Here is a 19,456-nt window from a genome sequence, read left to right as displayed (position 1 = left end):
AATTCAATTGAAAAAGTCTATAACGCTCTCGGCATTAGTAGTAGCTACAGCCTTAACCTTAAGTGCTTGCGGCAATAACGACACGGCTAAACCGGAGAATACAGAGCAAAGCCAAGCGCCTGCAAAGGATCATAATGCTATACAAGAGGGGACTGCTAAGCTGCAGGGATTAACAACTCAGCTGCAAGATGCCATTACTAAACAAGATACCGAATTGGTGAAGAGTTTAGGTAAGTCCATCAATGATGCGTGGCTATCCTACGAGAATGCCGTTCGCCAAACCTATCCGCTTGAATATACCGATGTCGAAAAGTACGAAATGCCGATCTTCTCAGCTTCCGCTTACGATAAGATTGATTTTAATGTGTTGACCGACACGGCTTCCAAATTGCAAGACGCTTTGACCGCATTGTTAAATGCCAAGGAAAGTAGCGGGGAATCCTCGGAGATATTAACTAAAGCAGTAGCTAATTATAAGCTGTACGTAGAGGAACAAACCGATAACCTCACCAAACAAACGGCGTTATTCGCGGATGCCGTTAAGAGTGGGGATGTGGAGCGGGCGAAACAAGAATATGCAAAAGCCCGCGTATTCTATGAAGAGATTGAACCGATTGCCGAAAGCTTTGGGGAGCTTGATCCCAAAATCGATGCCCGTATTGGCGATGTTGAAGATGTATCCGCCTGGACCGGCTTCCATAGAATTGAAAAGGCATTATGGGAAGACCATTCGCTTGAAGGCATGAGCCAAGTGGCCGATCAGTTAGTCATAGATACAAAGGCGCTGCAAGAACAAGCAAAATCCTATGAGCTTGATCCGAAGCTTGTAGTTGCAGGGGCGATGGAATTATTGAACGAGGCTGCAACTTCCAAAATTACAGGCGAAGAGGAGATTTATTCCCATCTGGATTTAGTTGATTTTGCGGCAAATGTTAACGGCTCAAAAACCGTGTATCTCTCTATTATTCCTGCTTTAAACGAGAAAAATCCTGAATTGGGCAATCAATTGGATCAATCATTCCAGCAACTTGAAGGAACGCTTCGGACTCATCAAACAAATGGACAATATATCGCTTACGATAAGCTGTCCACGGAAGAAATTCGCGTCATAAGCGATCAATTAAGCGAGTTGTCTAATTTAATGTCCCAAACGGCTAGTATTTTGTAGGAGGCTTAAGCCGTGAGTACAGAAGAAAACCAACCTGCAGGCAGTACGATATCCAGACGCGACTTTCTTAAACTGACTACATCCGTCGGTTTTGGTTTAGCAATAGGGGCAGCCGGAATGGCGTCCATTAATGAGAAGCTTATTCCTGAGGCTAAATCTGAGGTTAATAAGCAACCCGTAAACGATGTAATAGCCATGTATGGTGATCGCCAAGCAGGCATAATAACACCTCAGCAGAAGTACATGTATTTGGTGAGCTTCCGAATTACGACAAGTCAAAAGGCCGATGTTATTCAATTGTTCAAAAGCTGGACGAAATTTAGCGATCTAAGCACATCGGGGGGGACCATGAAGACGGGAGATAACCCGTTGCTTCCTCCTTCCGATACGGGGGAAACGTTGGAGTTGTCTGCATCTAATCTTACGATTACGTATGGATTTGGACCGACCTTTTTCCTTGAGGATGGAAAAGACCGGTTTGGAATTGCCAAGAAGCAGCCCTTGTATTTGAAGGATATACCGCGTATGCCTCGCGAGAACATTGACCCCTCACTATCAGGGGGGGATGTGTGTTTGCAAGTGTGCGCGGATGATCAACAAGTCGCCTTTCATGCCGTTCGGAATTTCATCCGGCTGTCCACGGGATACGCGACTTTGAACTGGCTGCAGGAAGGATTCATAAGCGGCAAAGCAGGCGTGACTCCCCGCAACTTATTTGGATTTAAAGACGGAACGGCGAATAAGCTTCACGATAACCCCGAAGGAAATAAGAAAGTAATATGGGCCGGTCAAGAGGAACCTTCCTGGATGACAGGCGGCAGTTATATGAGCTACCGCAAAATTCGGATGCTACTGGAAGTATGGGACCGCTCCTCCTTATCCGATCAGGAAAATACGTTCGGCAGGCATAAAGAAAGCGGTGCGGCATTTGGCAAGACCAATGAGTTTGAAGCCGTGGACAGCTCTAAGCTGCCGGTGACTTCGCATGTTGCGCTTGCCAAACAATCCGGCCAGCTCATTCATCGCAGGGGTTATTCCTATACCGATGGCGTAGATCCCAAGACTGGCAACGTGAATGCGGGGTTGTTATTTATCGGCTATTCCCGCAATCCAGAGGAGCAGCTCATCCCAATGCTGAAGTTAATGCAAAGCAAGGATAAGTTAAATGCGTATACCTCTCATATTGCTAGCGGCATGTTTGCTTGCCCGGGAGGTTTGACAGCAGGACAATATATGGGACAAAGCTTGATGGAATAGGAAAGAAAGAGTCGGACATCGTCCGGCTCTTATTTTTTATCCCGGTTATTTTGATATTAAGATCCAGTTAATAAAATTTTCACTATTTTACGTTATTCTACAAAAGCAAAAAAACGAAAAGTTCTTGTTAACTATCGAAAGGGGGATGTAAATGGCTACGTCTCAAAGAGAATATAATCAGCTTCTAAGCAAGGTGCCGCAAGTAACCATTTTTTTCTGGATCATTAAAGTATTATGCACAACGGTAGGGGAAACCTTCTCGGACTTTTTGAGCATTAATGTAGGCTTGGGTCTTCCTGTCACAACTTTGGTGATGGGCATTGCCTTTGCAATAGTGTTGTATATTCAGTTTGAATCATCGAAATACAACCCGTTTATCTATTGGCTGACGGTTGTGCTGATCAGCGTATTTGGCACTTTGATAACGGACAATATGACGGACGGATGGGGAGTGCCGCTTGAACAAAGCACCCTTCTCTTTACGCTTTTATTGGCGGCAACTTTCCTGTCCTGGTATGCCAGCGAGAAAACGTTATCCATCCATTCGATCTATACGTTTAAGAGAGAAGTATTTTATTGGCTAACCATTCTCTTTACTTTTGCATTAGGTACTGCGGTAGGAGATCTTTATTCGGAACAGCTTGGTCTTGGTTATTTGAAAACAGGCCTTATCGTTCTAGTCGTCATTGGCAGCGTGTTCGCGGCTTGGAAATTAAAGCTGAACGAGATTTTGGCATTCTGGATTGCCTATATCCTGACAAGGCCGCTTGGGGCGTCATTAGGAGATTATTTGTCCCAGACGAAGAAAAACGGCGGATTGGAGCTAGGCGCGACCTTAACAAGCGTCATTTTCCTCATAGCGATACTGGCTGTCATTATTGTATTGGCCGTAACCAAGCTGGACTATTTGCCAAGATCCGAAGGAGCTAAATCGGACGGTGAACGTAGCGGCATACAAAAGGCGTGGCTGCAGTCCCTCTCGACTATCGTTGTATTGTTGGTTGTAGGAATTGGCGGATACAGCTGGTGCAATCATCATCTTGTACCAAAAGTGGATTCGACTCAAACGACTCTGAGCGGCCAATTAAATGATTTTATCAGTATCGAAAATGACATTGAGAACAGTATCACCATAAACGACTGGAAATCCGCAAAGGCCAAAGCGGATGACCTGGAACATAACTGGGATAAGTCGGAACCTAGGCTCAGAAAGATAGACCGAAAAGCATGGACGCAAATTGACGGGACGATTGATAATGTTCTTGCCGCTGTCCGCAGTAAAAATCCGGATACGAATAAATGCAATACGGTTCTTGCGGATTCTATTAATACGTTAAATTCATCCAATCAATAAGGGCCGGCCCGAGGGATTTAGCATTCCTTGGGCTTTTAACGGACTATGTCCTGCATGGATATGAAAGAAATGAGAAGCTGCCGTTATTTGACGGCAGCTTTCTCATTTCTTTCATAATCACATCATGTTCACATAATTAAACGATAATTTCATGAAGATTCCCTAGTAAAGTGATTATGAGAATCATTATCACACTGGGAGGTCAAGTATTCGTGTTACACAAAGGGTTGCGCACGTTCATTATCTTCTCTATCATTTTCACCATTATTCTTGCTGGATGTTCTTCCAACAGCAGCAACAAAGAATCTAATGCTGCTTCTTCAGTAAATGCCTCTGATACAGCTGCTCCGGCAAATACAGCGGCAGAAGAAAAGACACTGACAATTTCGTGGCCGAAAGATATCGGTCCATTAAATCCTCATCAATATGCGCCAAACGAATTTTTTGCTCAAGGCATGTATTATGAACCGCTGATTGATTATGGCGAGGGCGGCAAACTCGTACCGAAGCTTGCAGAGTCCTGGGATGTCTCGGAGGATGGCAAGACCTACACTTTCCATCTTCGTAAAAACGTGAAATTCACTGACGGTTCAGACTTTACCGCTGAAGTGGTGAAGAAAAACTTCGACACAATCTTGGCTAACCGCGATATGCATTCTTGGTTGGGCGTTATTAGTCAAATTGAAAATACGGAAGTCGTGGATGCCAATACCTTCAAAATTACGCTAAAAAGCCAATATTACCCGGCGTTGCAGGAGTTTGCAGTCGTTCGTCCTCTCCGTTTCTTGGGAGCTGCCGGCTTCCCGGATGACGGTAATACAGCTAATGGAATTAAGAGTCCGATTACGACTGGACCATGGGTTCTTAGTGAATATAAGAAGGACGAAGAAGCTGTATTCACCCGTAATGACAATTACTGGGGAACTAAACCAAACATAGATAAGCTTATTGTGAAGGTAATTCCGGATCCGGAAGCTCGTGTTCTTGCCTTGGAAAAAGGAGATATCGACCTCATCTACGGTGAAGGCGTGATCAGCCTGGATGCTTTCGTCAACCTGAGAGATTCCGGTAAATTCGAGACGGCCGTATCTGATCCGCTTGCAAGCCGCGCGATTATTGTGAATACGACAAAGGGACCTTTTGCCGATCTCAATGTCCGTCTAGCTCTGCAGCACGCCGTAAATAAACAAGCGCTGGTAGACGGGGTTACGAACGGCGTAGAGAAGGCCGCAGATACCATTATTGCTCCCAACTTCCCGTATGCGAATGTTGGCTTGAAGCCATATGATTATAACTTGGAAACAGCCAAATCCTTACTTGATCAAGCGGGCTGGAAGCTTCCCGAAGGTAAATCGATTAGAGAGAAGAACGGTCAGCCCCTTGAGATCGAATTGGTATACATGGGTGATGACGAGGTAGAGAAACCAATGGCTACGGCGATTCAATCCGATTTGAAGCAGATCGGAATTAATGTTAAGTTGACTGGTCTTGAACGACAGCTTCGCAATAAACGCATGGAAGCGGCAGATTCTGATCTTCTGTTCTGGAGCACCTATGGAGCTCCATATGATCCGCATAATTTCGTATCCACGAACTATGAACCAGGCTACGGTATTTTTGAAGCTCAACAAGGATTGCCTATGGCGAATGAGCTTCACCAACAGATGAAGGATGTTCTGCTGACTACGGACGAGGCGAAACGTCAAGAGTTGTACACTTCCATCTTCACAACTCTGCATGACCAAGCCGTATACTTGCCAATCTCGTATTTGACTAGCATTGCCGTTTATCCGAAATATGTGACTGGCTTGAAGTTCCCGGCACATCGCGATGAGACACCGTTTGACACGCTCGACATTCAAAAATAAGTCAGGTGTAATTCTAATGAAAATTTCGAATTTCATTTGGAAACGAATTTGGATGACGGTCCCCGTATTATTGGGGGCCTCCTTCGTTTCTTTTTCGCTTTTGCGGCTAACCCCAATCGATCCGGCGAAAGCATACTTAACGGTCTCGAACGTAAGGCCGACGGATGAGGCTGTGAGTGCGATACGCTCCCAATTAGGATTGGATCGGCCGTTCTTCTCTCAGTTTGCCACATGGCTAGGGGATCTCCTGCATTTCAATTTTGGAACTTCCTTTTATAGTAAGCTCCCCGTAACGGAAGAGCTATACAACCGGCTGCCGATTACAGCTGCGTTAGCTATATCGAGCTTAATACTGGCGGTTGCCGTAAGTATTCCGCTCGGATTGGCCTCGGCTCTACAGAAAGACAGGTTTATTGACCATGTATGCAGAGTATTAGCTTTCCTTGGTTCTTCAGCCCCCCAATTTGGGGTGGCTTATTTGCTTATATACTTCTTGTCGGTGAAGTGGGATATGTTCCCGCTGCAAGGGGCAGATTCGTGGAGGAATTATGTGCTTCCAGCTATAACGCTATCCTTCTCATTGATAGCGACCTATTCCCGTTTGTTAAGAGCTGGACTGCTTAAGGGTCTTAATGAGCCTTTTGTTTTGTATGCAAAAGCTAGAGGGATGAGGACATTTGCAATATTAACCCGGCATGTTCTCCGGCATGCCATTCGCCCCGTCATAACCGCAGCAGGCATGAATTTAGGTAAATTGTTTGCCGGAAGCGTCATTGTGGAGCAAATATTTGGCATGCAGGGCATGGGCGGTTTTTTTCTGGAATCGGTGTTCCGGCGCGATTATCCGGTCATTCAAGGCTATATCCTGATTATGGCGTTTATATTTGTATTCGGTAACTTTATAGCGGATGTAATCCAAACGATGTTGGATCCGCGTTCTGCCTTAGAGCAAGGGAAGGTGAGAGGACGTTGAAGTTGCAGCCTAAGCTGATCGTATCGCTAACGCTAGTAATGCTTATTGTTGTGTCCGGGCTTCTTGCTCCTTGGCTAGCTCCGCATGACCCTAATTTAGTTGATTTGTCCCATAAGCTCCAAAGCCCTTCCTTCTCTTATCCGTTAGGTACGGATCAGTTAGGCCGATGTTTGTTTTCCAGAATATTATACGGGACGCGAGTTTCCTTAAGCTTAGCTATGGTTATTGTGCTTGCCAGTTTGGGAGTTGGTCTTGTCATTGGCTGCCTATCGGGTTATGCCGGCGGTTGGGTAGATCATCTGTTCATGCGCGCAAGTGACGCTGTTCTTGCATTCCCTTCTTTAATTCTAGCGATTGCTCTTATTGCGGTATGGGGTGCCGGCTGGAAACAGATGGCCATTGCTTTGGTCATCATTCTGGCGGTTTATTACGTTCGGTTTGTCAGAGGCCTTGTACATAGCATAAAGACAGAGACCTATATCCTGGCGGCCAAGGTAAGCGGGACAAGTCCTTACCGAATGATGGTACGGCATATTATCCCAAACATTGTTCCTCCTCTGCTTGTGGTCGTCACCTTGGAGGTTGGGTGGGTCATTATGGACATATCCGCTTTATCTTTTGTTGGCCTTGGCGTTCAGGCACCAACCGCCGAGTGGGGAGCGATGATCAATGACGGGAAGTCCTTTATCCGCAGCCATCCGCGTCTGATGATTGCTCCGGGAGTTCTAATCTTTATTATGGTGGCGCTCTTGAACCTGATAAGCGACTCTTTCAGCGAGAGCAAGGGATTTGGGAGTCCGTTACGCAGGAAGCTTAAACCTCGGGTAACAGAACATTAGGAGGAGATTCTAGTGGATCATGACGAAACCGTTCTTGATGTTCAATGTTTGAATATTGAAACGTTCATGCAACAAGAAACAATGAGGGTTGTTCAAGATGTTTCCTTCCGGATTGATAAAGGGCAAGTGCTTGGAATCGTGGGGGAGAGCGGATGCGGGAAGTCGCTGACATGCATGTCCATTCTAGGGTTGCTCCCTGATACAGCTCGCGTAACGCAAGGAAAAATTTTGCTTAAGGGCAGTAATTTGCTGGACAGTTCAGAGAAAGAGCTAATCCAAGTGCGCCGCCGGTTGCTTTCCTTGGTGCTACAAAATCCAATGATCGCTTTCAATCCGTTAAAAACAATTGGGAGCCAATTCATAGAGACGTTAAGGTTGCAGGGGAATTACACGCGGAAGCAAGCTGCGGAGCATGCCGTTTATTGTCTGAAGGAAATGAATCTGGCGGAACCGGATCGGTTGCTGAGGCAATATCCGTTCGAGCTGAGCGGCGGGATGCTGCAGCGCGTTATGATTGGACTTGCCATCGCGAACCAACCCTCTTTGTTCATTGCCGATGAACCAACAACCGCTTTAGACAGCGTAAACCGGGAGCATGTGCTTAACGCTATCCGCAGGATTAAATCAGCAGGGGAAACCGCGATCTTGCTTGTGTCTCACGATATGAACGTCATTGAAGCAGTAGCGGATAATGTGATTGTGATGAATAAAGGAAAAATAGTTGAGTCCGGTAAGACAAGTGACGTTATTCGCAACCCGAGAAATGAATATACCAAACTCTTATGTGAATCCCGTTTTCTTAACCATCATACAAAAGAGGAGCCTAGAGCGCTTTGAAGTTGTCCAGCCTTGATCATCCGTTTAACAAGAAAGCCTCGTGGCTCTACCTTGTTGCGCTATTATTTTACGCTACAAATCATATGCTCATTATCGCCTTGCCATTCTTCTCTGAGCAGCTGGGTGCCAGCCAATCGGATATTGGAATGATTATGGGCGCATACATGTTTGTTTCCATGTTCTTGCGGCCTGTCGCGGGTGCTATTGTAGACAAACTAGGTTCACGCAACCTATTTATGATTACGCTTGTTCTAAATGCTATTGTATTAGCTTTGTATTCAATCGAGACACTATGGGCCTTTGCGGTTATGAGGGCATTGCAGGGAGCTATACTTGCTTTCTTCTCCATGACGATACACCTGCTTATTATTGATTTGGTGTCGGATAAAGCAAGGGGACAGGGCATTTCTATGCTCTCCTTAGCGTCGATGCTCCCGTATACGTTTGTGCCGGCACTAGTGCTTTATATGAAGGATCATATTTCGATGACGCAGGTATTGCTCCTATTCACTGCTATCGGTGCATGTAACATTTTGTTTGGCACAGGGTTGTTTCGTTCCCTTCGTTACGATGCTAAACGGCAAGTTGTAACGAACATTAAACCAAGCGAAGCGACATCCATTCGCACAGCAAATCGCGCTATTATTTTCCCGGCCGTTATTATGCTGCTTGCTTCTGTCGTTTTTTGCGTCGCGCCTACTTTCTTGCCTTTATATCTGGAGAGCATAGGGCTTCATACGGCACCGCTATACTTCCTAACGGAGACGGCTGTTCTTATTCTCATCCGTTTCTATGGACGAAAGTATATTCCTAACTCTTCCGTGTTGCCGACTTGGCTGATCATTCCCTTAATAGCTTGTTTCATGCTTGCGCCTATGTTATTATTCGTATCGCTTTCAACTCCCGTATTGCTTGTATCCGCGTTATGCAATGGCATAGCCTTGTCGTTGCTATATCCCACCCTAATGACTTACATAACGTTTGTTGTACCTGAACAATCGCGCGGGTATTCCATCGGTTGGTTTATAGCGGCCGCAGATCTAGGAACTTCTTGCGGTGCTTATCTGATGGGATGGTTGGCAGACGAGTATTCCTATAAAGCGATGCTGGCAACAGCGGCTTGTATTGGGGGCGCGGCACTGCTGTTTACCGCGGCGTTTAAGAGAAAAGGGAGGGGGCGTTATGTCTCTGCTAATAGCTAATAGCCTGACTAAAACCTACAACAACAGCGGATGGTTTCGAAAGCATTCTCCGGCAGGCAAAGGCGTAAAGGACCTTTCTTTTGTGCTCGAGCAGGGGGCTTGTCTAGGAATTCTTGGCGAGAGCGGAGCCGGGAAAAGTACCCTGGGAAAAATCGTGCTTGGTCTATTGCCGCCTGACAGTGGTAACATTACGTTTAACGGAATCGATTTATACCAATCGGACCGCAAGGCGCGGAAGCAATGGAGAAGAGACATTCAAGTTGTGTTTCAGGACAGCTACTCGGCGATGAACCCCCGGATGAGCATTCGCGATATTATTGCGGAGCCCTTACGGAACTATGAGAGGTTATCGGCACTGGAGGAACAAAAGAAAGTGGCCGAACTGCTGGAAACGATGGGCTTGTCCCCGCAAGAAATGACCAAACGCCCGAAACAGATGAGCGGAGGGCAGCTCCAACGGGTGAATATAGCTCGCGCAATCGCATTAAAGCCCAAATTAATCGTATTGGACGAGCCAGTAAGCAGCCTGGATATGGTTATTCAGAAGCAAATTCTGATCCATCTCAAACAATTGAAGGAACAAAGCGGTATTTCCTATTTATTTATTTCGCACGATTCAATGGCGGTTCATTATTTGGCTGATCAAATCGCCTTTATGAAGAATGGCGAATTTGTACAATTAGCCGGGGGTAGTTATCATGCACACGATTTACTTGGTTGAAGACGAGGAACATTTAAATCATTTGCTTAAAGTTTATTTGGAGAAGGAAGGCTATGAAGTCGTATCCTTTTATGACGGGGAATCGGCTATGCAGAGGATGGCTCATTCGCCCGATCTTTGGATACTGGACATCATGCTCCCCGATATTGACGGCTATCAGCTGATTAAAGCAATTAAGGAGCATAACCATTTCACGCCGGTCATTTTTATGTCCGCTAGAAATCAGGAATTGGATCGGGTTATTGGATTGGAATTAGGCAGCGATGATTATTTGTCAAAGCCTTTTCTGCCAAGGGAGCTCGTGATCCGAACCAATAAAATCATGCAACGTTTGTATGGAAATAAAGAAGAGTTTCCGGCTATTGCCCAAGTAGAAGATTATATAGTGGACCTTAAGCAACGGACGGTGTTTGACGGGAATCAAAAAATTATATTAACAAACAAGGAATTCGCTCTGCTGCTTTATTTCACGGAGAACAAAAATACGGTAGTCACCCGGGAGCAAATTCTAGAAAAGGTATGGGGAGATAACTATTTCGGATCCGACCGGGTAGTTGACGATACGATTCGGAGATTAAGGAAAAAGCTGGTTAGAATTCAAATTGAGACGCTTTATGGCTTTGGCTATAAATTAGAGGTGCCCCAATGAGAATTAAATCCTTGACGCTGCGAATCTGGATGACCATTTCTATTTTTATATGCTCGATCGTTATCGTTATCTTGGTATTATTTGCGTTTATCATGAAGGATAATGATGAGGAAAGTGCCCGTCATGCGTTTGAATTCACTCACGCGATCATGCTGGACGCTATTGCGCCTAACGATCTAGACGAGAATACGAAGCAATCTTTTGAAAGCCAACGGATTAATCATTTTGTGTATGATCAAGCGGTTGGACAAATCAAACCCGTTATCGGCGTGAGCAGCGGTATAGACGAGTTGCTCTTGGACAGAGGACTTGCCTTAATCGACGATCATCAAAGCCATGTGTTCACGAGCAAAGTGAATAACAAATTTTATCTCGCGCAAATTAGCGAAATAAAGGGGCAAACTTATCTAATTTCCTATAAGGCACTGGATTGCGATGAGGATATGTATCAAATTATTATGGCGGGAATCCTAATTATATTGATCAGTTTGCCTATTTCAAAGTTGATTGCCAATAACATCGGACGGCCGCTGAGGAAGCTGGAAGGATACACGAGACAAATTGCCAATAAAGAATGGGACAGTCAATTGGAGATCAAACGGGAAGACGAGATTGGCAGATTAGCAAGCTCCATGAAAGAAATGAAGGAAGCTTTAAAGATTGCGGATGAAGAGGAAAGGAAATTTCTGCAGAGCATTTCTCACGATTTGAAAACACCGGTAATGATAATTGCAAGCCATGCCCAAGCGATTATGGATGGCATGTACGAGCATTCTGCGCAGGAGCCTTCCGCCATTATTAAGGCAGAGGCGCTTCGTCTCGAAAGAAAGATCCAACTAATTCTGTATTTAAATACGCTTGATTACGTTTTGGATAACGATAAGAATTCGGAAGAAGTTTATTTAGATAAGATCCTGAGCTATCTCGTTCGAAATTTTAAAACCATTGATTCGGAATTGACTTGGGAATTATCGGGCGCGAACCGGGAAGCGGTTATGTTGGCAAACCCCGATCGCATTCGAGTGGCCATCGAGAATGTTTTGGAGAACCAGCTTAGATTTGCCCGTCATAGCATCTCCATTACGCTAATCGAAGATGGCCTCTATTGGTTGATCGAGATCCGTAACGACGGTCCGCTCCTGACGGAAGAGGAGCTGAAGCATTTGTTCCAATCGTTCTATAAAGGAACGAAAGGGAATTTCGGGTTAGGCTTAAGTATAACCAAAAAAATTGTAGACCATTATAGAGGAACAATAAATGTCCAAAATGATAATGGCTATGTTTGTTTTAGAATCAGCTTTCCTAAAAGCTCCTAAGGAGATTTAACGGGTATGTCTATACGATTAAAATTGCTTCTCTCTTATGCGGCTATGCTTATTGTACCGCTCGTCTCCATTCTGACTATTTGTTTGCTGCTCGTTATCTTTTACCAAGGCGACGTGAAAAATTTAAAAAGCGTATACGAGACTACAGAGAACAGATTTGGACATGAAGCCGTTGAGCATGCGGTTAAAGAGATCAAACGTTCCGCTCCAAGGCATCCTGATCTGCTGTTAGACTTCACCTATCTTGAAGATTTGTCGCAGGAGCTGGAAAGCAGCGATTCCGGGATCATCTTGAGAAAAGGGGACTCCATCTATTATCGCTCGGTTAACATGGAACAAAGCCCGCAACTTGCCGTAGATTTGCCTCAGTATGATGGGGAGAAATTCACGAATAGCTATATGGAGAAAAAAGAAGGAAATACGAATTATGTCTATCTCCAGTTCGACAGTAAGATCAAAGAAGAACAGGTTAGTTTGTTTATTATATCCAAAGAGGATCCGCTCACTTATTTTATACGAAAGTATTTTCCTACCTTATTAATTTGCTTGGTCCTAACTCTGATTATCACGCATGTTCTTCTTACGACCTATATGTCCAAAAATATAATACGGCGCTTGGATTCTCTACGGAGAGCGGCTCGAGAGATGAAGAACGGAAATATGGATTTCAAGCTGAATATTTGGGGGAAAGACGAGATTGGGCAATTAGGAGTGGCATTTGAAGATATGCGTACTCGCATGCAGGAGTCAATCCGGATCCAGCATCAATACGAAGAGAACCGCAAAGAATTAATTGCAAGTATCTCGCATGATTTGAGAACGCCGCTTACGGCGATTAGAGGTTATATTGACGGGATATTGGAAGGCGTAGCCGACACGCCCGAGAAAAACTATAAATACATGAAAACGATCGATGCCAAAGCTAACGAGCTGGATCATCTGATTAATGAGCTGTTTCTTTACTCCAAGTTGGATTTGAACAGGCAGCAATTCCAGTTCGAGACCGTAGAATTTCTTCCTTTTGTAATGGATTTAACGGAAGAACTTCAATTCGAGCTGGAGAAAAAATCGATCTCTTTTGCATTTGATATTCAAGTGGCTGCAGGGATATTTGTGCTCATGGACAGAGATCAGTTTCAACGAGTGCTTAATAACATTATTTCAAATAGCATAAGGTACATGAATAAACCTTTGCCTCAAATATCGCTCAAGGCGTTCCTTAGAGCGGACAACGCGGTGATGGAAATATCGGATAATGGCATTGGGATGGAGCCAGACAATCTTGAACATATTTTCGATCGCTTCTATCGCGCCGATGAGTCGCGCAGTACAGGCGGAAGCGGTTTAGGTCTTGCCATTGCGAAGCAAATCATGGAGGGCCATAACGGTAAAATAATGGCGAATAGTCAATTTAAAGTTGGAACCACGATTACCTTATATTTGCCTAACCACTCAAGGGAATGAGGATTAAGGATGAAGAGCATTCTTGTTATTGAGGACGATTCCACCATCTCGGAGCTGCAACGGGATTATTTGGAGATTAACGGATTCGAAGTGCAGGTTGCAGCTGACGGCGAGGCTGGGCTAGCCATGTGCCTCTCCGGTATTTACGACTTGGTCATCCTCGATTTGATGCTTCCAAAGTTAAGCGGATTCGAGGTGTGCAAGAAAATTAGAGAGAAACAAGATATCCCTATTCTAATCGTAACTTCTCGTCATGAAGATATTGATGTGATTAGGGGACTTGGACTTGGCGCTGATGATTATATTACGAAACCGTTCAAGCCGGCTGAATTAGTCGCGAGAGTTAAGGCCCATCTGGCGAGATATGAGCGGTTAGTTGGTCGGAAGGATACTAAGAATGTCATTCAGATTAGAGATTTAACCATTGATGCGGATACTCGGAAGGTATTCGTTAATAACGAGGAAACCGTACTAACGACAAAAGAATTTGATTTGCTGTATTTCCTGGCCAGCCACCCGAATAAGGTTTTTAGCAAGGAGCATCTGTTTGAACGAATTTGGGGAGTTGATGCCCTCGGCGATATTCAGACCGTAACCGTACATATTCGTAAAATTCGCGAAAAAATCGAAAAAGACTCTGCAAGCCCCGATTACATTGAAACGTTATGGGGAGCGGGATACCGCTGCAGAGGATGAATGGAAAGTCTGATCAAGCGATCAGGCTTTTTATTTTTGTTCATAATTGTTAATGAAAATTTAATAAGGTATTCACAGCTCGTTGAGAATTGAATTTTAAAGTAGAGGAGTTCCACATAGAGAAAATCGTGTTTGCGAGAGGAGAAGTTGTACAGCATTATGCAAAATATACTAACGGCAGTAGTCCAAGGAATCATTGAAGGATTAACTGAATTTCTTCCGGTGTCTTCAACGGGGCATTTAATTTTGACGGGAGAGTTATTGAACTTTACCGGTGACAAAGCAGATACTTTCGAGATCATCATACAGCTTGGCGCAATTCTAGCAGTTGCGGTTATTTATTGGCGCAGAATATTAAGTCTCCTTGGAGTGAATACAGGGACTACAGGGTCAATGGCTCAAGAAAGAGAGATACCAAATCAAGCGCCGGGAAGATTAAATCTTCTTCATGTGATACTTGCGTGTTTACCTGCGATGGTGCTTGGGTTAGTCTTACACTCCTTTATTACTTCATATTTGTTCTCTGCTTATACGGTCCTCGTAGGACTTGTTCTCGGAGGCGTGTTTATGCTTATAGGCGAGCGAAGCCAAAAACCTGTTCTAACGGATGGGATTGACCAACTTACTTATAGACAGGCTATTTACATCGGGCTATTTCAATGCTTGGCGCTCTGGCCTGGATTCTCCCGTTCAGGAGCAACGATTGCTGGCGGATTGTTGTCTGGAGTTAGCTATAGAGCCGCAACAAACTTCTCGTTCCTGATTGCTATCCCCATGATGGTGGCGGCAAGCGGGTATGAATTATTAAAGAGTTATCAAACATTAACGTCTTCGGATGCCGTGTTTTTTATAACCGGATTTCTAGTTGCTTTTGTCGTTGCTCTATTTGCGGTAATCACCTTCTTAAAGCTTCTTGAACGGTTCAAGCTGGCTCCGTTTGCTTATTACCGCTTTGTTCTCGCAGCTGTCTTTCTTGTATATCTAGTGGCTACAGGCAACTAATCGTTTCATTCATGGTTTGGAAAGGAGTACTGCGGAAATGCAAAGTATTATCGATTGGATTTCGAATACGGCTGTCCAATTAATAGATGCCATTGGTGTCTATGGCATATTTATTGGCATGGTACTGGAGAGCGCTTGTATCCCGATCCCAAGTGAAGTCATTCTATTAAGCGGGGGACTCGCAGCAGCGAGCGGCACCATTTCGTTGCAGGCGGTTGTTGTTGCTGGAGTACTTGGCAATGTAATCGGATCAGTCATCGCTTATTATATCGGAGCGCTAGGCGGAAGAAGGCTGCTCAATAAGTATGGGAAATATGTCTTCTTCCGGCACTCGCATCTTGTTCAAGCCGAGCAATGGTTTACCCGTTATGGGGCATGGAGCGTGTTTTTTACAAGAAACCTGCCTTTTATCCGAACCTTTATTTCGCTGCCGGCTGGAATAGCCAAGATGAGGTTTCCCACATTCCTGTTATTTACCGCATTAGGTTGCATTCCCTGGAATATAGCGCTAGCCTATGTCGGATATAAATGGGGAGCAAATGCGGATCTATTGGAGCGTTATATGCATCCGGTTAGCTATGCCGTTGCCTTATTAGTTGTTGGCCTGCTTGCTTATTGGCTTCTAATTAAGAGAAGGGCAAGAGTCTGATGGATACAGCCTCCATACATGCTTCAGCCTCCAATCTGATCATTGAGCATTATGATTATGTTTATACGTCCGATGGAGAACCGGTTATTTATATTACGGTACTGAACACGGGTGCTAAGGCATTGGTTGGCGATCTGACTGTCCAATTGGATCGTGCCTACAATACCAGTCAGGATGAATATGGTTACAAGCATGTCGGACATGCCATCGCCATGCATGATCTTATTGTTGAACCTGGAACGGAACAATATTTTGAATTTAACAATGTCCCTGAATTAAGCAAGGGTGATTACAGAGCGGATATTCATTTTCAGTATTTAACCGAAGATAAGGAAGACCGGATTGATTTTACAATAAACCAATCGGATATCGTACAACGGGGGACGGATTCTAGTTCTCATAAGGCTAATCTATTTAGTCAATTTAGGAAGCTTAAGTGGTTAGCCATTCCCATATTCATTGCAGCAATTGCGGCTAGGCTCTTAATAGGACGAATCCAATCTAAGAAATAAAGGAGTTAGACATGTACGCTTATAAAGAAGTGTTAAACCCTAGAGCTACAACGATGTTGGCGAAAGTACCCGAAATCACCTTGTATTTCTGGATAACCAAGCTCCTGACTACGGGTCTTGGGGAAGTCGCCTCGGATTATTTATTTGAGAAATTAAATCCTTTCATCTCGTTGCCTTTAAGTGTAGCGATTTTTGTTGCGGCAATGGTTCTTCAGTTCAAGTCGAAAAAATATATTGCCAGTCTGTATTGGCTTGTCGTCATTATGGTAAGCATATTTGGTACTACGGCAGCGGATGTTATCCGGGCAGGTTTGGGGAATACGGCTTCAACTATATTCTTTATCGCTGCGCTTGCGGCCATTTTCAGAACTTGGTACGTAAAAGAGAAAAGCTTATCCATTCATAGTATTAATACACGACGAAGAGAAGTGTTTTATTGGTTGACAGTTCTGACCACATTCGCTCTTGGCACATCAGCCGGAGACTTAACAGCTTCCAGCATGCATTTGGGGTATTTGGCTTCCGGAATCATGTTCTTTGTATTTCTACTTATACCTGCATTATGTTATAAGCTGTTTAATCTGCAAGAAATAACGGCTTTCTGGACAGCTTATGTTTTGACCCGTCCCGTAGGCGCATCTTTTGCGGATTGGCTGTCTGCAGCACCTGCTCATGGCGGAGTAGGCTACAGCAAAGGTCTGGTTAGTCTGGTGCTTTTGATCATTATCGTGCTTCTCGTTGTTTTTCGCGGCGGTGCCCCTGCTCAGATTGAGGAGAAACATCATGCTGTTGTTAATCCTTAACAGAAAGGCAGCTTCTCATTTCATGCTAATTTCATAGTTTATTGGTATATTTAAGTTCTATGAAGTTGCAGGAGGTAAGATCAAATGCGCGTCTTGCTTGTGGAGGACGATGAAACGCTAGGTGAGTTAACCGAACATCAACTGAAGCGAAGGTATCATGTCGTAGATTGGGTGAAGGATGGCTTACAAGCGAAGGAAGTCATAGTAAAAGGCTTGTATGATGTCTATGTGCTGGATTGGATGCTGCCGGAGATGACCGGCATACAGCTTGTAAGGGAAATCCGAAGCAAAGATGACCATACTCCAATTCTGCTTCTGACGGCAAGAGATGCCGTGCAAGACAGGGTAGAAGGACTGCATGCCGGTGCGGATGACTATATGATAAAGCCTTTTGCATTCGAGGAACTGGAGGCGCGGCTTATTGCCTTATTCCGGCGTCAGGAACGCAGTTATCAATCGGATATAATCTCCCTTGGGGATATAACGGCACATCTGAACAGATTTGAAGTAAACCGTGAAGGTATGGCTATTGCGCTTACGAGGCGCGAGTTTCAATTGCTTGTCTGTTTGATGCGTCATGCTGGACAAGTGTTATCGCGCGAGCAGCTGCTTGATCATGTATGGGGAATCGGCTCAGATGTAACCCTAAACGTCGTAGACGCCACCATCAAGTTGCTTCGGAAGAAATTAGACGGTCCCTTTGAGTCTAAAAGCATTCAGAGTGTATATGGCGCTGGCTATCGGCTGACAGTGGACGGGTGCGCAAATGTTTAAACAAACGAGAACACGGCTTACACGCGAATTTTCTCTAACCGTAGGTATGATCTTGATGATAACTGCGGTTTTTGCGCTGTGGATGGTACAAAATTTGCTAACAACGACTGAGGATAATCAGCTTACAACGTTAAGCGGTCAGTACAAGTCAGAATTGCAAAAGCTGTTAGACTCGCCAAAGGGTGATGTCTTGTTTGATTCTTATGAGAATTCACAAAAGGGCTTTGTGCCTTCAGGCTTACAATTGAACCAAATGGCATGGTTAGTTGATCCGAAAGGGCAAATTATTTTCGAATCCCCCTCAGCAAACAAACTGGGTTTGAATGATGAAGCCGTAGACGAGGTTTTTCCAATGAGCGCGCTATTGCCAAGTGTTCTTGAAAGACCGGCTCATGGCTACCATAATATTCGAGCGAATGGACGGACTTTCCGAATTGGAGGGTTGGTTATAACAAGCGGGGAGCTCAATGAGTATAGGGTTATTGTCGCACAGGAAATAACGAATGATGCTGCACTGCTAGCGCAATTAAGATGGGCGTTTGCGGGGCTTGCTCTTGTTTTACTCGCAGCTGGCGGAGTTGCAGGCTATTTGCTTGCAGGGAGGGCAATGAAACCGATCGCGAATGCCTTTCAAAGGCAGGAACAATTCACAAGCGATGCATCGCATGAACTCCGAACCCCGCTAAGCATATTGAAATCCGCCTATGAAGTACTGGATGAGCAAAGCGATAGGCTTCCGGAGTTTCACCGGAATGTGCTTAAGAAGTCGGGACGTGAAATTCATCATATGAGCCGGCTTGTTGAAAATCTGCTTACCCTAGCACGGAGCGACAACGGACGAATTGAGCTTGCTGTCTCGCGCTTCTCTTTGTGGTACACCATTAACCAAGTCATTGAGCAGCTCCAGCCGATTGCGGCCTCAAAGGATGTATCTCTGGAATGGGAGGTTAACCAAGAGGGGAATCGACAGAAAGATTCCATGATACAAGCAGATGAAGTCCGAATAAGGCAGCTTATTCTCATCTTGGTTGAAAATGCGATACAGTACAATCGTGAAGGCGGCAGGGTAACTGTTGCACTGGATGTGAGCTTGCAGACAATGTCCTTCAGTGTAATGGATACGGGGATCGGGATTGAGCATGCAGATTTACCGCATATTTTCGAACGGTTTTACCGTATCGATAAAGCCCGCACGCGTCGTTCCGAAGGAACGGGTCTTGGACTTGCGATTGCTAAACAAATCGTGGATGCTCATCAGGCGAAGATAGAAGTGTGGACCGAGCCACGGGCAGGAACAACATTCCGTGTCACCCTACCTAGCATTTCATAATTGTTTCAGAATGTTTCCTTATCTTATATAACG

Annotated in this window: 19 protein-coding genes; all 19 read left to right on the top strand. The window is 44.8% G+C overall.

Annotated elements, in window-relative coordinates; translation table 11 throughout:
- The first annotated feature begins 7 nt into the window (after positions 1 to 7).
- The gene (gene efeO, locus QQK89_RS06340; RefSeq protein WP_284237649.1) at positions 8 to 1,168 is read left to right on the top strand and encodes an iron uptake system protein EfeO; all 1,161 of its coding nucleotides are present in this window, start codon (positions 8 to 10) and stop codon (positions 1,166 to 1,168) included.
- A 12-nt stretch (positions 1,169 to 1,180) separates the two neighbouring features.
- On the top strand, positions 1,181 to 2,425 hold the full coding sequence (gene efeB, locus QQK89_RS06335) for an iron uptake transporter deferrochelatase/peroxidase subunit (RefSeq protein ID WP_284237648.1): 1,245 nt from the start codon (positions 1,181 to 1,183) through the stop codon (positions 2,423 to 2,425).
- Between the two features lie 151 nt (positions 2,426 to 2,576).
- Positions 2,577 to 3,779 (top strand): COG4705 family protein, encoded by a 1,203-nt coding sequence (locus QQK89_RS06330; RefSeq protein WP_284237647.1) that lies wholly within the window; start codon positions 2,577 to 2,579, stop codon positions 3,777 to 3,779.
- A gap of 176 nt (positions 3,780 to 3,955) precedes the next feature.
- Positions 3,956 to 5,647 (top strand): nickel ABC transporter substrate-binding protein, encoded by a 1,692-nt coding sequence (gene nikA, locus QQK89_RS06325; protein WP_434481632.1) that lies wholly within the window; start codon positions 3,956 to 3,958, stop codon positions 5,645 to 5,647.
- A 16-nt stretch (positions 5,648 to 5,663) separates the two neighbouring features.
- Positions 5,664 to 6,620 (top strand): nickel ABC transporter permease, encoded by a 957-nt coding sequence (gene nikB, locus QQK89_RS06320; RefSeq protein ID WP_284237645.1) that lies wholly within the window; start codon positions 5,664 to 5,666, stop codon positions 6,618 to 6,620.
- Positions 6,617 to 7,459, top strand: coding sequence for an ABC transporter permease (locus tag QQK89_RS06315; protein ID WP_349816716.1), 843 nt, complete (start codon positions 6,617 to 6,619; stop codon positions 7,457 to 7,459). The genes nikB and QQK89_RS06315 overlap by 4 nt, the downstream gene beginning before the upstream one ends.
- A gap of 12 nt (positions 7,460 to 7,471) precedes the next feature.
- Positions 7,472 to 8,296 carry an ABC transporter ATP-binding protein gene (locus tag QQK89_RS06310; RefSeq protein ID WP_284237644.1) on the top strand — a complete coding sequence of 275 codons (825 nt, stop codon included), beginning with the start codon at positions 7,472 to 7,474 and terminating at the stop codon, positions 8,294 to 8,296.
- The gene (cntE, locus tag QQK89_RS06305) at positions 8,293 to 9,498 is read left to right on the top strand and encodes a staphylopine family metallophore export MFS transporter CntE (protein ID WP_284237643.1); all 1,206 of its coding nucleotides are present in this window, start codon (positions 8,293 to 8,295) and stop codon (positions 9,496 to 9,498) included. Before QQK89_RS06310 ends, cntE begins: the two co-directional genes overlap by 4 nt.
- Positions 9,479 to 10,219, top strand: a complete 741-nt coding sequence (locus tag QQK89_RS06300) for an ABC transporter ATP-binding protein (RefSeq protein WP_284237642.1) — start codon at positions 9,479 to 9,481, stop codon at positions 10,217 to 10,219. The genes cntE and QQK89_RS06300 overlap by 20 nt, the downstream gene beginning before the upstream one ends.
- A complete protein-coding gene (locus QQK89_RS06295) occupies positions 10,197 to 10,868 on the top strand; it encodes a response regulator transcription factor (protein ID WP_434481630.1) in 672 nt (223 codons plus the stop codon). Before QQK89_RS06300 ends, QQK89_RS06295 begins: the two co-directional genes overlap by 23 nt.
- Positions 10,865 to 12,184, top strand: a complete 1,320-nt coding sequence (locus tag QQK89_RS06290; RefSeq protein WP_284237641.1) for a sensor histidine kinase — start codon at positions 10,865 to 10,867, stop codon at positions 12,182 to 12,184. The genes QQK89_RS06295 and QQK89_RS06290 overlap by 4 nt, the downstream gene beginning before the upstream one ends.
- Before the next feature lie 15 nt (positions 12,185 to 12,199).
- Positions 12,200 to 13,657, top strand: coding sequence for a sensor histidine kinase (locus QQK89_RS06285; RefSeq protein ID WP_284237640.1), 1,458 nt, complete (start codon positions 12,200 to 12,202; stop codon positions 13,655 to 13,657).
- A gap of 9 nt (positions 13,658 to 13,666) precedes the next feature.
- Positions 13,667 to 14,353 carry a response regulator transcription factor gene (locus QQK89_RS06280; protein WP_284237639.1) on the top strand — a complete coding sequence of 229 codons (687 nt, stop codon included), beginning with the start codon at positions 13,667 to 13,669 and terminating at the stop codon, positions 14,351 to 14,353.
- Between the two features lie 159 nt (positions 14,354 to 14,512).
- A complete protein-coding gene (locus QQK89_RS06275) occupies positions 14,513 to 15,355 on the top strand; it encodes an undecaprenyl-diphosphate phosphatase (protein ID WP_284237889.1) in 843 nt (280 codons plus the stop codon).
- A gap of 37 nt (positions 15,356 to 15,392) precedes the next feature.
- Positions 15,393 to 16,004 (top strand): DedA family protein, encoded by a 612-nt coding sequence (locus tag QQK89_RS06270; RefSeq protein WP_284237638.1) that lies wholly within the window; start codon positions 15,393 to 15,395, stop codon positions 16,002 to 16,004.
- Positions 16,004 to 16,516 (top strand): hypothetical protein, encoded by a 513-nt coding sequence (locus QQK89_RS06265; RefSeq protein WP_284237637.1) that lies wholly within the window; start codon positions 16,004 to 16,006, stop codon positions 16,514 to 16,516. The genes QQK89_RS06270 and QQK89_RS06265 overlap by 1 nt, the downstream gene beginning before the upstream one ends.
- 11 nt (positions 16,517 to 16,527) lie before the next feature.
- Positions 16,528 to 17,319 (top strand): COG4705 family protein, encoded by a 792-nt coding sequence (locus QQK89_RS06260; RefSeq protein ID WP_284237636.1) that lies wholly within the window; start codon positions 16,528 to 16,530, stop codon positions 17,317 to 17,319.
- An 84-nt stretch (positions 17,320 to 17,403) separates the two neighbouring features.
- On the top strand, positions 17,404 to 18,093 hold the full coding sequence (locus QQK89_RS06255) for a response regulator transcription factor (protein WP_284237635.1): 690 nt from the start codon (positions 17,404 to 17,406) through the stop codon (positions 18,091 to 18,093).
- Positions 18,086 to 19,423, top strand: a complete 1,338-nt coding sequence (locus QQK89_RS06250) for a sensor histidine kinase (protein ID WP_284237634.1) — start codon at positions 18,086 to 18,088, stop codon at positions 19,421 to 19,423. Before QQK89_RS06255 ends, QQK89_RS06250 begins: the two co-directional genes overlap by 8 nt.
- Positions 19,424 to 19,456: the final 33 nt, after the last annotated feature.

The sequence above is a fragment of the Paenibacillus glycanilyticus genome, from assembly GCF_030161375.1.
GTDB classification, from domain to species: Bacteria; Bacillota; Bacilli; order Paenibacillales; family Paenibacillaceae; genus Pristimantibacillus; species Pristimantibacillus glycanilyticus_B.
The sequence above is the reverse complement of the archived record's forward strand: the minus strand, read 5'-3'. Positions and strand labels throughout refer to the sequence as shown.